This is a genomic window from Streptomyces sp. 2323.1 (assembly GCF_900221035.1).
In the GTDB taxonomy this organism is placed as follows: domain Bacteria; phylum Actinomycetota; class Actinomycetes; order Streptomycetales; family Streptomycetaceae; genus Streptomyces; species Streptomyces sioyaensis.
The window spans coordinates 6102400-6116721 of the sequence record NZ_LT907981.1; the positions used below are offsets into that span (position 1 = coordinate 6102400).

Genomic DNA, 14322 nt, shown 5'->3' on the forward strand with positions numbered 1-14322 from the left:
CGTCACGCCTTTGCCTGGGTGGCGCCGAGGGTGGCGTCTGCGTCGGGGAGGCGCTGGTCGGGCACGTCGAGCTGGCCGGTTTCGTGGAATTCCAGCTGTTTGCGGCGGTCGGGGATGAGGCCTTCGGGCCGGAAGCGCATCAGGAGGACGAGGGCGATGCCGAAGAGCAGGAGTTGGTAGTCCTGGATGAAGTCGAGCTTGGCCGGGATGAGGAAGAGCAGGGCGGCGCCGACGAGGGGTCCGCTGAGGGTGCCCATGCCGCCGAGGATGACGGCGGCGAGGAGGAAGGCGGAGTTGGGGGGCTGCGGCCCGGCGAACTGGAATTGTTCGGGGGTGGCGGTGGTGACGACGTGGGCGTGCACGGTCCCGGCGAGTCCGGCGAGCGCCGCGCCGAGGGCGAAGGCCAGGAGCCGGAGGCGGAAGCTGTTGATGCCCATGGCGATTGCGGCGGTTTCGTCTTCGCGGATGGCGATCCAGGCGCGGCCGATGCGGGAGGCGGCGGCGCGGCGGAAGACGAGGACGACGAAGGCGGTCACGAGGATCATCAGCAGGTAGTAGTTGCCGTAGGTGGCGATGGGGATGCCGAGGATCTCGTGGGGTTCGCCGAAGTTGAAGCCGAAGATTTCGAGGTTGGGGATGTTGGGGATGCCCATGGCGCCGTTGGTGATGTCGGGGCCGGTGGTGCCGTTGAGGTTGAGCATGGCGATGCGGAAGATCTCACCGAAGCCGAGGGTGACGATGGCGAGGTAGTCGCCGCGCAGGCGGAGGGTGGGGGCGCCGATGAGGACGCCGAAGACGAGGGAGGCGGCGGCGCCGGTGAGGAGGGCGGCCCAGAAGGGGAAGTGGAGGCCGAGGGCGGATTCGGCGGAGCCGGAGACGAGGGCTGCGGCGTAGGCGCCGACGCCGAGGAAGGCGACGTAGCCGAGGTCGAGGAGGCCGGCGAGGCCGACGACGACGTTGAGGCCCAGGGCGACGGTGGCGAAGATCAGGATGTTGGCCCCGATGATCGTGTACTGGTCGGTGTCCTGGGTGAAGGGGAAGCTGGCGGCGGAGAGGAAGGCCGCGCAGAGGGCGACGCCGCGGTGGTTGCGGGTCAGTGCGGTCAGGCGCGCGATGAGTCCGGCCCGGTTGAGGGCGGGGACGGCGAGCACCATGAAGAGCAGGTAGCCGACGAAGGGGGCGCCGTCGTCGGTGTCGATGCCGTAGGTGAAGGCGAGCAGGCCGGCGGCGAAGGCGGCGGCGATGATCAGGATCTCGGCCCAGGAGGGGAGTTCGCGGGTGCGGCGCCGTAGGGGGCTGGCGGCGAGGGTGGCGGTGAAGCGCTGCCATGCGCCGGCCGGTGGGGTGTCGGCGGGGTGGTCCGGGGGGAGGGCGAGGGCGCCGAGGAGGGTGATGAGGGAGGCGATGGCGGCGAGGAGGCCGCCGGGTTCGAGGTTGATCAGGCCGCCGAGTTGGACGGCGATGGAGATCAGGGTGAACCACGTCGCGGCGAAGGTGGCCAGGGCGGCGAGGAGGGTGGGGGCGTTGCGTCCTGCGGGGGTGAGCCATTGCAGTCCGCGGACGCCGAGGGCCGCGGTGGCGAGCAGGAGGGTGAGGAGTCCGCCGAAGAGGGTGATGAGCTGGAGGCCGGCGGGGGAGAAGTTGTAGGTGAGGTCGCCGGGGAAGTCGCTGCTCCAGGTCCAGGCGAGGCCGGTGGAGAGGGCGGTGACGAGGGCGCCGGCGGCGGTGGTGAGGCGGGCGGTGCGTTCGGGGAGGGGGAGCAGGCCGCGCACGGGGGTTGTGGTGGTGTCAGTGGTCATCGCTATCACGCCCGATCCGCGACACGTTCGCCCAGGAGGCCCTGTGGTCTCAGCAGGAGTACGAGGATGAGGAGGACGAAGGCCCAGACGTCCTTCCAGGCTCCGCCGCCGAATTGCTCCATGCCGGGTATTTCTTCGATGTAGGCGGTGGCGAGGGCTTCGGCGATGCCGAGGACGACGCCGCCGAGCATGGCGCCGTAGATGTTGCCGATGCCGCCGAGTACGGCGGCGGTGAAGGCTTTGAGGCCCATGATGAAGCCCATGCGGAATTGGACCTCGCCGGTGCGCAGTCCGTAGGCGACGGCGGCGACGCCGGCGAAGGCGGCGCCGATGGCGAAGGCGAGGACGATGATGCGGTCGGTGTTGATGCCCATGAGCTTGGCGGTGTCGGGGTCCTGCGCGGTGGCCTGCATGGCGCGGCCGCTGCGGGTTTTGGCGACGAAGAAGCCGAGGGCGATCATGCAGGCGGGGGCGGCGATGAGGACGAAGATGTCGCCGCGCTGGACGGTGGCGCCGAGGATCTCGAAGGAGTGGCCCTTGAACTGGGGGAAGACGCGGGCCTGTTTGCCGTCGGGGTACCACTTCCAGATGGCCTGCTGGAGGGCGATGGACAGGCCGATGGCGGTGATGAGGGGGGCGAGTCGGGGGGCGCCGCGCAGTGGGCGGTAGGCGAATCGTTCCGCTGCGATGCCGACGAGGACGGATACGGCGATGCCGCCGAGGAGCATGATCGGCAGGGCGAGGGCGAGCGAGGTGCCGGCGGGGAGCGCGAGGAAGACGCTGAGCGCTCCGAAGCCGCCGACCATGAAGATCTCGCCGTGGGCGAAGTTGATGAGCTGGACGATTCCGTAGACCATCGTGTAGCCGATCGCGATGAGACCGTACATCGCGCCGAGGATGAGTCCGTTGGCCAGCTGTTGCGGCAGTTCACTCACCGCAGGGCCTCCGTTGCATGGGAGTTACGGGGTTCCGGGCTGCCCCGGTGTGCCGCGGGCCGCGCCAGGGGCGTGGTGCGTCCTGGCGCGGCCCGGGGTGTGGGTGGTGCTGGGGTCGGTCAGCTCTTGTCGAACTTCTTGAATTCGGCGCTGAAGCGGGAGGCCCAGGCTCCCTTGTCGACCTGGTAGGCGGTGATCATGGTGTTGGTGGTGTCGCCGTACTTGTCGAAGGCGACGCGGCCGGTGACACCGTCGAAGGTGACCTTGTTCATGGCGTCGACGACCTTCTTGCGGGCGTCGTCGGGGAGCTTGCCGCCGTTGTCGCCGACGACGGCCTTGACGGCCTGGATGATGGCCCAGGTGGAGTCGTAGGTGGAGCCGCCGTAGGCCTCGTAGGCCTCCTTGAAGCCGGCTGCCTTGTAGTCGGCGATGAACTTCTTGGCGGAGGGGAGCTCTTCGACGGGCTTGCCGACGGAGGAGGCGTAGTCGCCCTGTGCCTTCTTGTTGAGCTTGATGTAGTCGCCGCTGTACATGCCGTCGCCGCCCATGAGCGGGACGGTGACGCCGCCGTCCTTGAGCTGCTGGCTGAGGGGGCCGGAGGCGGGGTACTCGCCGCCGTAGAAGACCAGGTCGGGCTTGGCGGACTTGACCTTGGAGACGACGGCCTTGAAGTCACGGTCGTCGGGGCTGACGTGCTCGGTGCCGGCGACCTTGCCGCCGAGCTTGGTGAACTGGTCCTTGAAGGAGGAGGCCAGGCCGACGCCGTAGGTCTTCTGGTCGTCGATGATGTAGACCTTCTTGGCCTTCATCTTCTCCCAGGCGTACTGGCCGTCGAAGGCGCCCTGCACCTCGTCGGTGGTGGCGGTGCGGAAGTACGTGGGGAACTGCCGGACCCGCTTGTTCTTCCGCCAGTCCGGGCCCTGGGTGAGGTCCGGGGTGGTGTTCGCCGGGGATATCAGGGTGAGGTTGTTCTGCTTGGAGACCTGCTGCATGGACTGGGCGACGCCGGAATTGAGCGGTCCGACGATGCCGAGGACGTCCTTGTCGCCGGCGAGTTTGGTGGTGTTCTGCTGGCCGACGTTGGGCAGGGCCTTGTCGTCGAGGGCTTCGAGTTTGAAGGTGACGCCCTTGACCTCGCCGGCCTTGTTGGCGTTGTCGATGGCGAGCTGGGCGGAATTGCGGATGCCCAGGCCCAGCGCGGAGAGCTCTCCGGTGGTGGGGGCGTCGAGGCCGATGACGACGGTTGTCTTGGAGCCGTCGCCGCTCTTGTTCTCGCCGCGCGAGCCGCACGCGGAGAGCGTGAGGGCACCGGCGGTGACTGCGGTGGTGAGGAGGAGCAAGGAACGGTGACGCACGATCAGTCCTTTCCCTGGCGCGGCCACAGCAGGCGCATGGCCGATATCGCGCGACGGGCTGTGTGGGTGGGGAAGATGTCCGTCCTCACAGTGCGCCCGGCCGCGCGGTGACTGGCGGTGACTCTAGAGCGGTGTTCGCCGGACCGGCAGAGGCGCTGACCAGGATGTGACGCTCTTGTTATGACCTTCGATGAGCGTTTTGCCGTTATGGTCCTTACACCGGAGGGCGAACACGGTGCGGGGGATGAACGTGCACCTCCACGGGGGGATGGGGCGCGCGGTGACGGTCTGGCGTCCGGTATCCGGACGCCGCGGGTGCGGGGGCGCCGGGGCCCTTGAAGGGCACGGGAATCGGGAGCGGCACGGCCTCGCCCACCGATTACTCAGCGTTACGAAAATGCGGGCGGCCCCGCTCCCGGGGGTCGGAAGCGGGGCCGCGGCGGCGGGCGACGGTGCGCCGCCCGGGGTGGCTCAACTGCGGTAGGCGTCGCTGTCGGTCTCGCGCAGCAGGCAGGTCAGACGGGCGGTGCAGACCCGCTTGTCGTGCTCGTCGGTGATGACGATTTCGTAGGTGGCGGTGGAGCGGCCCCGGTGTACGGGGGTGGCGACGCCGGTGACCAGCCCGGAGCGGGCACCGCGGTGGTGCGTGCAGTTCAGGTCGACGCCGACGGCGATCTTGGTGGGGCCGCCGTGCAGCATGGAGCCGACGGAACCGAGCGTTTCGGCCAGGACGGCGGAGGCCCCGCCGTGCAGCAGGCCGTAGGGCTGGGTGTTGCCCTCGACGGGCATGGTGCCGACGACGCGCTCCGGGGCGGCCTCGGTGACCTGCACGCTCATCCGCTCGCCGAGGTGCCCGGCGGAGAACAACGCCGGCAGGTCGAGGCCGAGGCCGGCCCACTGGTCGAGGATCTCCTGCGGAAACTTGGTCGTGCTGTGCTCACCCATGCCTGCGGCTCCGTTCGCTCACCCTGATCGTCGTCGATCCGTGCCTGTTCCTATCAGGCCCCTGAGCAAGCGCTCAGCGCGGGGTCGTTGTTCCCGCCGCCCGGGGCCCGCCGCGGTCAGTCCTCGCGGGCGCTCTCCAGACGGATCACCACGGACTTGGCGGCCGGGGTGTTGCTGGTGTCGGCGGTGTGGTCGAGCGGGATGAGGACGTTGGTCTCGGGGTAGTAGGCGGCCGCACACCCGCGGGCCGTCGGGTAGTGCACGACGCGGAAGCCGGCCGCGCGCCGCTCGCTGCCGTCGGTCCACTCGCTGATCAGGTCGGCGTACGCGCCGTCGGCCAGACCCCGTTCGCGGGCGTCGTCGGGGTGCACGAGCACCACCCGCCGGCCGTTCTTGATGCCGCGGTAGCGGTCGCTGAGGCCGTAGATGGTGGTGTTGTACTGGTCGTGGGAGCGCAGCGTCTGCAGCAGCAGCCGCCCTTCGGGGACGGTGGGGTACTCCACGGGCGCGGCGGTGAAGTTGGCCTTGCCGGTGGCGGTGGGGAAGCTGCGGCTGTCCCGGGGGGCGTGCGGAAGGGCGAAGCCTCCGGGGCGGGCGACCTTGGTGTTGAAGTCCTCGAAACCCGGGACGACATGGGCGATCCGGTCGCGGATCGCCCCGTAGTCCTGCTCGAACGTCTCCCAGGGGGTGCGGCTGCGCTCGCCCAGGACGCGGCGGGCCAGCCGGGCGACGATCGCCGTCTCGGACAGCAGATGGGGGCTGGCGGGCTCCAGGCGGCCGCGGGAGGCGTGCACCATGCCCATGGAGTCCTCGACGGTCACGAACTGCGCGCCGCCGCGCTGCACATCGCGTTCGGTACGGCCCAGGGTCGGCAGGATCAGGGCGCGGGCGCCGGTGATCACGTGCGAGCGGTTGAGCTTCGTGGAGACGTGGACGGTCAGCCGGGCGCGGCGCATGGCCGCCTCGGTGACGTCGGTGTCGGGGGTGGCGGAGACGAAGTTGCCGCCCATCGCGAAGAAGACCTTGGCCTGCCCGTCGCGCAGCGCGCGGATGGCGCGGACGACGTCGAGGCCGTGCTCCCGGGGCGGTGCGAAGCCGAACTCCTTCTCCAGGGCGTCGAGGAAGGCGGGCGCGGGCCGTTCGAAGATGCCCATGGTGCGGTCGCCCTGGACGTTGCTGTGTCCGCGGACGGGGCAGACGCCGGCCCCGGGGCGGCCGATGTTGCCGCGCAGCAGCAGGAAGTTGACGACTTCCCGGATGGTGGGGACGGAGTGCTTGTGCTGGGTCAGGCCCATCGCCCAGCAGACGATGGTGCGCCGGGAGGCGAGGACCATCTCCAGTGCGCGGTCGATCTCCTCGCGGGTCAGGCCGGTGGCGGCGAGCGTCTCGTCCCAGTCGTCGTCGGCCCGGGCGGCCTGCGCGAACTCCTCGAAGCCGTGGGTGTGGTCACGGATGAAGTCCTCGTCGAGGGCGCCGTCGGTGTTCAGGACGAGGCGGTTGAGGGCCCGGAAGAGGGCCTGGTCGCCGCCGAGGCGTACCTGGAGGAAGAGATCGGTGAGTGCGGTGCCGCCGCCGGCCAGGCCGCGCGGGGTCTGCGGGTTCTTGAAGCGTTCCAGGCCGGCCTCGGGCAGCGGATTGATCGAGATGATCTTCGTGCCGCCGGCCTTGGCCTTCTCCAGGGCGGTGAGCATCCGCGGGTGGTTGGTGCCCGGGTTCTGCCCGGCGACGATGATCAGGTCGGCCTGGTAGAGGTCCTCCAGCAGGACGCTGCCCTTGCCGATGCCGAGGGTCTCGGTGAGCGCGGAGCCCGACGACTCATGGCACATGTTGGAGCAGTCGGGGAGGTTGTTGGTGCCGAATTCGCGGGCGAAGAGCTGGTAGAGGAAGGCGGCCTCGTTGCTGGTGCGGCCGGAGGTGTAGAAGACGGCCTCGTCGGGGGAGTCGAGGGCGGTGAGCTCCTCGCCGACGAGGTCGAAGGCCCGCTCCCAGGAGACGGGGACGTAGTGGTCGGCGCCCTCGGCCAGATACATGGGGTGGGTCAGGCGGCCCTGCTGGCCGAGCCAGTAGCCGCTGCGGTCGGCGAGGTCGGCGACGGAGTGGGCGGCGAAGAAGTCCGGGGTGACGCGGCGCAGGGTGGCTTCCTCGGCGACGGCCTTGGCGCCGTTCTCGCAGAATTCGGCGGTGTGCGGCTTGTCGGGCTCGGGCCAGGCGCAGCCGGGGCAGTCGAAGCCGTCCTGCTGGTTGACGCGCAGCAGGGTCAGGGCGGTACGGCGCACGCCCATCTGCTGCTGGGAGATGCGCAGGGCGTGGGTGAGGGCCGGCAGCCCGACGGCGGAGTGCTGGGGTTCGCTGACCTGGGGCGCGTCCTGGACGGGGTCCGACACGGGCGGTTTGCCTGCCATGGCGCTCTCCCTTGAGCCGTGAGTTGCTGCGCGGTCCGCCGGGTGCGGCGGACCGTTGCCGTACGCATTCGCTTGCCGTACGCATTCGATCCTGTCACGGACGTGTGGCGGGGTGCAGGGGGTGGCGGCCGGGGGCCGCGGCGTACGGGGAGGTCGGGGGCGGTGTGCGGCGGTGGCGGGGTGGCGCGGCCGGTCTCGGGAGCGGTTGCGGCAAGAGGCCGGGAGCCGTCGCGGCGGGGATTGTCAGTGGGGCGTGGCAGGATCGGGGGCGTGGCAGCAAAGGCAGCGAAGAAGAGCGAAGCGACCGGCACCCCGGCGGCGGCGGGCGGCCGTCCCCGCCTGCTCCTGATGGACGGGCATTCCATGGCATACCGGGCGTTCTTCGCCCTGCCCGTGGAGAATTTCACGACCGTCACGGGACAACCGACCAATGCGATCTACGGCTTCGCGTCGATGCTCGCGAACACCCTGCGCGACGAGGCGCCCACGCATTTCGCGGTGGCCTTCGACGTCTCCCGCAAGACCTGGCGGTCCGAGGAGTTCGCGGACTACAAGGCGAACCGCTCCAAGACGCCCGACGAGTTCAAGGGGCAGGTCGAGCTGATCGGCGAGATGCTCGACGCGATGCGGGTCAAGCGCTTCGCGGTCGAGGGCTTCGAGGCCGACGACGTCATCGCCACGCTCACCGAGCAGGCCACGGCCCAGGGCTTCGAGGTCTCGATCGTCACGGGCGACCGCGACTCCTTCCAGCTGGTCTCCGACGACGTCACGGTGCTCTACCCGACCAAGGGCGTCTCGGAGCTGACCCGCTTCACCCCGGAGAAGGTCTTCGAGAAGTACGGCCTGACCCCCGCCCAGTACCCCGATTTCGCGGCGCTGCGCGGCGACCCGTCCGACAACCTCCCCGGCATCCCGGGTGTCGGGGAGAAGACCGCCACGAAGTGGATCAACCAGTTCGGTTCGTTCGCGGAGTTGGCCGAGCGGGCCGAGGAGGTCAAGGGCAAGGCGGGCGTCAACCTCCGCGAGCACCTGGACGCGGTGAAGCTCAACCGCCGGCTCACGGAGATGGTGCGCGACGTCGAGCTGCCGTGCGGCCCGGCGGAGCTGACCCGCGAGGCGTACGACCGCGAGGCGCTCTCGGTCTTCTTCAACGCGCTGGAGATCCGCAACCAGGGCCTGCGCGACCGGCTGCACGCCGTCGACCCGGGCGCCGCCGAGGCAGCCGAGGCGGCCGCCCCGGAGCCCGGCGTCGAGGTGGACGGCACGCTCATCGGTGCCGGTGACCTCGCTCCGTGGCTGGCCGAACACGGCACGGGCCCGCTCGGCGTGGCCACGGTCGACGTCTGGACCCTCGGCAGCGGCAGTGTCGCCGAGGTCGCGCTCGCCGCCCCCGGCGGGCCGGCCGCCTGGTTCGACCCCGCCCAGCTCGACGCGGCCGACGAGCAGGCCTTCGCCGCCTGGAGCGCGGATGCCGCCCGCCCCAAGGTGATGCACAACGCCAAGGGGCTGATGCGGGTCTTCGGCGAGCACGGCTGGCGCATCGACGGCGTCACCATGGACACCGCGCTGGCCGCCTATCTGGTCAAGCCGGGCCGCCGCTCCTTCGCCCTGGACGCCCTGTCCATCGAGTACCTGGGCCGCGATCTCGCCCCCGCCGCGGCCGGTGACGGCCAGCTGGCCTTCGGCGCGGACGAACAGGCCGAGGCGGACGCCCTGATGGGCCAGGCCCGTACGGTCCTCGACCTGGGTACGGCGTTCGAGGCGAAGCTGGCGGAGGTCGGCGCGGCCGAGCTGCTGCGCGAGGTGGAGCTGCCGACCAGCGTGCTGCTGGCCCGGATGGAGCGGGCCGGTATCGCCGCGGACCGGGGCTGGCTGGAGCGCATGGAGCAGCAGTTCGCGGGCGCGGTGCAGCAGGCCGTCAAGGAGGCGCATGCCGCCGCCGGCCACGAGTTCAACCTGGGCTCGCCCAAGCAGCTGCAGGAGGTCCTCTTCGGCGAGCTGGGCCTGCCCAAGACCAAGAAGACCAAGACGGGCTACACCACCGACGCCGACGCCCTGGCCTGGCTCGCGGCGCAGACCGAGAACGAACTCCCGGTGATCATGCTCAGGCACCGTGAGCAGGCCAAGCTGCGCACCACCGTCGAGGGCCTGATCAAGACCATCGGCGCCGACGGCCGGATCCACACCACCTTCAACCAGACCGTGGCCGCCACCGGCCGGCTGTCCTCCACGGACCCCAACCTGCAGAACATCCCGGTGCGGACGGACGAGGGCCGGGCGATCCGCCGCGGTTTCATCGTCGGTGAGGGCTTCGAGTCGCTGCTGACCGCCGACTACAGCCAGATCGAGCTGCGGGTGATGGCCCATCTCTCCGAGGACGAGGGCCTGATCGAGGCGTTCACTTCCGGAGAGGACCTGCACACCACGGTCGCCTCCCATGTCTTCTCGGTCGCCACCCACGAGGTCGACGCGGAGATGCGCCGCAAGATCAAGGCGATGTCCTACGGCCTGGCGTACGGCCTGTCGGCCTTCGGGCTCTCCCAGCAGCTGGGCATCCAGCCCGATGAGGCCCGCAAGCTGATGGACAACTACTTCGAGCGGTTCGGCGGGGTGCGCGACTATCTGCGGCGCGTCGTGGAGGAGGCCCGCGCCACCGGCTACACCGAGACGATGCTCGGCCGCCGCCGCTACCTCCCCGACCTCAACAGCGACAACCGCCAGCGCCGCGAGATGGCCGAGCGGATGGCGCTGAACGCCCCGATCCAGGGCACCGCCGCCGATATCGTCAAGATCGCCATGCTGCGGGTCGACGCGGCACTGCGGGCCGCGAAGCTGGAGTCGCGGATGCTGCTCCAGGTGCACGACGAAATCGTGGTCGAGGTCGCGCCGGGCGAGCGCAAGAAGGTCGAGGAGCTGCTCCGCCGGGAGATGGCCGACGCGGTCGAACTGAGCGCCCCGCTGGACGTCTCGGTCGGCTTCGGCAAGGACTGGGAGTCGGCGGCGCACTGAGCCGGAAAGCGGGTGGCGGCGCGGACGCCCCGTGCCGCCACCTGCCGCACCACCCAACCTGGCCCGCACCGCAGCGCATTGCTACCGGGTTCGGGCGCGCCCGCCGGTGGCTGAAACCGGTCGTCGCCCGATGCGTCATGGAGCGTGTTCCGCTCGAAAGCGCTGTGTTTTGATCACCCCGTGATGCGTCGTGCGGCCCGCGCCCTGGGCACCTATGTCTCCCGTGGCCCGGTCACCGTCGGCTATCTCGTACTGCTGCTGGCGACCCATCTGTGGTGCACCGCGGTGCTGTCCACCGCGGAGGCCCAGCGGGTGGTGCTCGGCGTCAGTACCCATCTGGACAATCTTCATGACCATCCGGTCCGGGTGCTGGCGGGCAGCCTGCTGTTCTTCGACGGCACGCTGACCGAGATCACCTCGGAGGCCTTCGCCGGCACGCTGATCACGCTCGGACTCGGCATCACCGTGTGCCTGGCCCGGCTGGAACGACGGTACGGGCCGGGGCGCGCCTACGGCATTTTCCTCCTGGGGCATCTCGCGGCGACGCTGCTCACCGTGCCGGTGATCCAGGTGGCCCTCGCCCACGGCTGGTACCCGGACAGCGTCCGGCACGCCCCCGACTTCGGCATCAGCTACGGGGCCGAGACGGTGCTCGCGGCGGCGGCGCTCCTGCTGCGCCGGGCGCGCCGGCTCGCGGCGGCCGGGGTCGTCGCCTGGCCGGTGCTCGGCGGCGACTGGAGCGGGGTGCTGCCCGACTTCACCACCATCGGACATCTGCTGGCGGCCGCCGTCGGGTTCGTCTGCGGCGCCATTCTGCTGCGGGCCGCCCGGCGCACCGCCCCCGCCCCGGTGCCCGAGGCCGGCCCCGTGTCCGAGCCCGGCCCGGCGCTCGTCGAGTAGCCCGACGGGTGCGGCGGCGCGGGTGCGAGCAGGCCCCTTGGGCGCCGTCACTCGGTGCTGGACGAGGCGGCCGGTGAGGCGGCCCCGGCGCCCGGCCGCGACACCGCCCGGGGCGCGTTCTGCACCGCGGGCCTCGGCGGCCGGCCCGTGGCGTCGGCCGCCCGGGTGCGGAGCGTGCGGCGGTGCAGCAGTCGTACGGCCACTGCGTAGAGCGGGAGCCCGAGGAGGAGGCCGGCCCCGGCGCCGAAGAGCGCGGACGGGAGGTAGTTGAGCGCGCCCGCCGCAGAAGCGTTCACGGTGCGCGCCTGCAGCACACGGTGCACGGCGCCGGCCGCCACGCACAGCGCGAGCGGGGCGGTCAGCAGCAGCCGAAGCCGTACGCCCAGCGCCGGGACCGCGGCCGGTGCGGACACCCCGGCCGCCGCGGTGCCGCCGCCCAGCCCCCGGAGAACCGGCCACACAAACCCGCCCATCGCCGCCAGCGCGAGCGCCGAGGTGCCGTACTGCACGTACTTGCAGACCGGGATTCCGCTCACCACCTGGTCCAGACCGGGAACCAGCCGGGTGCCCCAGCGGCCCGGGTGGGTGAAGGAGTCCCAGACCACATGGGTCGCCGCCCCGAGTATCGCCGAGACCAGGAACCAGCCCACCAGGGCGGCGAGTTCGCGAGGCCCGCGGGGCCGCCAGGGCCGGCCCCGCAGGAAGCTGTGGACCGGGCCCTGCCTCGCCCGGGGCAACAACGCGGTCAACGGCTCGCGCACCAGCAGCCAGCCGCCGACGAGCGCCACGGTGACCAGCACATCCACGGTCACCACCCCGGGCAGCGAGTGGGTCACGTCACCGAAGGCCATGCCGCCCGGAACCAGGGTGTCCGCGTAATACGTCATATCAGGTGCGAACGACCCTGCCACGAGCGCCGAGGCGACCAGCGGACCGCGGGCCGCACCGGTCCGCCGGATGGCCGGGAGCACGGCGGCGGCATGGCTGAGAGTGAACGGCATGCCTCTCTCCTTGATCGATTCAGATCATTATGTGCGTGATGGGGTGGTAGATGCCGGGCCCGAGTTGTCGTAGTCTCGCCTGAGTTGGAGCGCTGGGGGAGCGCGATACCGCGTCAGGAGCGCGGTACGGCAACGCGGAGGGGACCACGCATGGCAGCCACATTCCGACGGCGGCTCCACAGGGGGGCGGCCTCGACGGCCGTGGCGGCCCTGGTGCTCGCCGCTCTGACGGCCTCTCAGGCGCCGGGCGCCACCGAGGCGGCGGCCGTCAGAAAGCAGCCGCCCCCGCCCCCCGCCGACACCCCCATCGACGGCGGTACGACGTACTACACCGACCTGCCGCCCCTCAACAGCCCGGTACCGCCCCGCGGTTCGCACGGCACCGGCCACCACTCCGGCAGCCCCGCCGGCCCCACCGAGGCCGGTCTCCCCGCCACCGTCCTGGCCGCGTACAAGAAGGCCGAGTCGGCCATAGACGGATCCGTCCCGGGCTGCCGGCTGCCCTGGCAACTGCTCGCCGGGATCGGCAAGGTCGAATCCGGCCAGGCGCGCGGCGGAGCGGTCGACGCCGAAGGGACCACCCTCCAGCCCATACTCGGACCGCAGCTCAACGGCCAGGGCTTCGCGCGGATCGCCGATACCGACGGCGGCCGCTACGACGGCGACCTCACTCACGACCGTGCCGTGGGCCCGATGCAGTTCATCCCCTCCACCTGGTCGCAGGGCGGCCCCGACCACACCGGCTGGGGCGCCGACGGCAACGGCGACGGCAAGAAGGACCCCAACAACGTCTTCGACGCGGCACTCGCCGCGGGCCACTATCTCTGCGCCGGCGGCCGTGACCTGGCGGACCAGAACGATCTGGACCACGCGATCCTCGGCTACAACAACTCCGACGACTATCTGCGCACCGTGCTGTCCTGGTACGCCTTCTACCGTCACGGCGCCCACGAGATCCCGGACGGCAGGGGCGTCCTTCCGGAGCATCGACGGGAGCCCCGGACGGCCGGCGACGACCGCGACGCCCGGGCCGGCGCCGGAGAGCAGGCCGGCCGCGGCTCCGCCGGCGCGCCGGACCAGCACCGACGCCCCGGCGGATCCGGCACCGGCAAGCCAGGCAAGCCCGGCAAGGGACAACACCACCCCGGCAAGCCGGACGGCACCGACCCCGCCCCGGGCGGCGGCACCCCCACCCACAAGCCCACCCCCAAGCCGCCCACGGAACCCCGCCTCACCGCCCTCACCCGGGTAGGAGACAAGGACCTGACCGCCACCGCCGGCAGCGAGTTCACCGCCTCGCCGAAGGTGCGCGCCGAGGACGCCGCGGGCAAGCCGGTCGCCGGCGCCCCGGTCCGCTTCACCCTCCCCGCCTCCGCCGGCGCCCGCTTCCCCGGCAACCGGACCGCCGTCACCGTCACCACGGACAAGGCCGGCCTGGCCACCGCCCCCGCCCTGCGCGCCGGCGACCGGGCCGCCGCCTTCACCGTCCGCGCCACGGCCGTGGGCCGCAGCGCGCCCGCCGTCGACTTCGGCGCCACCGTCAAGGCCAAGCCGGCCCCGAAGGCCGACAAGCTCACCCGTACCTCGGACAAGGAGCTGACGGCGACCGCCGGCCAGCCCTTCGCGGAGGACGCGGTCGAGATCAAGGCGACCTACCGGGGCAAGCGCGCGGCGGGGGTGCCGGTCACCGCCACCATGGTCACCGACGACCCGGACCACCCCGTGGAGAACGACAAGGGCCCCTACTTCAAGGCCCCCGAGGCCGCCGGCGACAACCAGGACGACCCGGTCCGCACCCTCACCGGTCTCACCACCGACGCCCATGGCCTGCTGAAGCTCCCGAAGATCTACACGGACACCCACCCGGGGACGTTCCTGCTGCGGCTGACCACCGCCGACGGCGCCGTGCTCACCGTCAAGCTGAAGGTCGCCGCCCCGGCCGGTTCCTGACCGCGCGCCCACCCGGACCGAAGCGC

Annotated in this window: 9 protein-coding genes; 3 read left to right on the forward strand and 6 right to left on the reverse strand. The window is 71.3% G+C overall.

Features of this window, described 5'->3' with window-relative positions; all coding sequences use genetic code 11:
• Window positions 1-2 precede the first annotated feature (2 nt).
• The 5 genes from CPH93_RS26285 to CPH93_RS26305 form a co-directional block, all read right to left on the reverse strand.
• The gene (locus tag CPH93_RS26285) at window positions 3-1799 is read right to left on the reverse strand and encodes a branched-chain amino acid ABC transporter permease (RefSeq protein ID WP_096214256.1); all 1797 of its coding nucleotides are present in this window, start codon (window positions 1797-1799) and stop codon (window positions 3-5) included.
• Window positions 1800-1804: 5 nt separating this feature from the next.
• Complete coding sequence (locus CPH93_RS26290) at window positions 1805-2734, reverse strand: branched-chain amino acid ABC transporter permease (RefSeq protein WP_093482655.1); 930 nt, start codon at window positions 2732-2734, stop codon at window positions 1805-1807.
• Between the two features lie 119 nt (window positions 2735-2853).
• Window positions 2854-4074 (reverse strand): branched-chain amino acid ABC transporter substrate-binding protein, encoded by a 1221-nt coding sequence (locus CPH93_RS26295; RefSeq protein WP_093488575.1) that lies wholly within the window; start codon window positions 4072-4074, stop codon window positions 2854-2856.
• 486 nt (window positions 4075-4560) lie between these two features.
• Entirely contained in the window at window positions 4561-5034 is a 474-nt protein-coding gene (locus CPH93_RS26300) for a PaaI family thioesterase (RefSeq protein ID WP_093482654.1), read from the reverse strand.
• 116 nt (window positions 5035-5150) lie between these two features.
• Complete coding sequence (locus CPH93_RS26305; RefSeq protein WP_096214257.1) at window positions 5151-7436, reverse strand: FdhF/YdeP family oxidoreductase; 2286 nt, start codon at window positions 7434-7436, stop codon at window positions 5151-5153.
• A gap of 270 nt (window positions 7437-7706) precedes the next feature.
• On the opposite strand from CPH93_RS26305, the gene polA reads away from it, so the two are divergent.
• A complete protein-coding gene (gene polA, locus CPH93_RS26310; RefSeq protein ID WP_093482652.1) occupies window positions 7707-10445 on the forward strand; it encodes a DNA polymerase I in 2739 nt (912 codons plus the stop codon).
• Window positions 10446-10628: 183 nt separating this feature from the next.
• Window positions 10629-11345, forward strand: coding sequence for a rhomboid-like protein (locus CPH93_RS26315; RefSeq protein ID WP_096214258.1), 717 nt, complete (start codon window positions 10629-10631; stop codon window positions 11343-11345).
• A gap of 47 nt (window positions 11346-11392) precedes the next feature.
• Here the strand turns inward: CPH93_RS26315 and CPH93_RS26320 are convergent, their stop codons facing one another.
• Complete coding sequence (locus tag CPH93_RS26320) at window positions 11393-12346, reverse strand: DUF4184 family protein (protein ID WP_096214259.1); 954 nt, start codon at window positions 12344-12346, stop codon at window positions 11393-11395.
• Between the two features lie 150 nt (window positions 12347-12496).
• Between CPH93_RS26320 and CPH93_RS26325 the strand changes: the two genes are divergently transcribed.
• Entirely contained in the window at window positions 12497-14296 is a 1800-nt protein-coding gene (locus tag CPH93_RS26325) for a lytic transglycosylase domain-containing protein (RefSeq protein ID WP_096214260.1), read from the forward strand.
• Window positions 14297-14322: the final 26 nt, after the last annotated feature.

Bases quoted from the DNA above. Each gene is read 5' to 3' on its own strand.
- CPH93_RS26300 (WP_093482654.1), bottom strand. From the start codon at position 5,034: ATGGGTGAGCACAGCACGACCAAGTTTCCGCAGGAGATCCTCGACCAG.
- CPH93_RS26320 (WP_096214259.1), bottom strand. From the start codon at position 12,346: ATGCCGTTCACTCTCAGCCATGCCGCCGCCGTGCTCCCGGCCATCCGG.
- CPH93_RS26325 (WP_096214260.1), top strand. From the start codon at position 12,497: ATGGCAGCCACATTCCGACGGCGGCTCCACAGGGGGGCGGCCTCGACG.
- CPH93_RS26305 (WP_096214257.1), bottom strand. From the start codon at position 7,436: ATGGCAGGCAAACCGCCCGTGTCGGACCCCGTCCAGGACGCGCCCCAG.
- CPH93_RS26315 (WP_096214258.1), top strand. From the start codon at position 10,629: ATGCGTCGTGCGGCCCGCGCCCTGGGCACCTATGTCTCCCGTGGCCCG.
- CPH93_RS26285 (WP_096214256.1), bottom strand. From the start codon at position 1,799: ATGACCACTGACACCACCACAACCCCCGTGCGCGGCCTGCTCCCCCTC.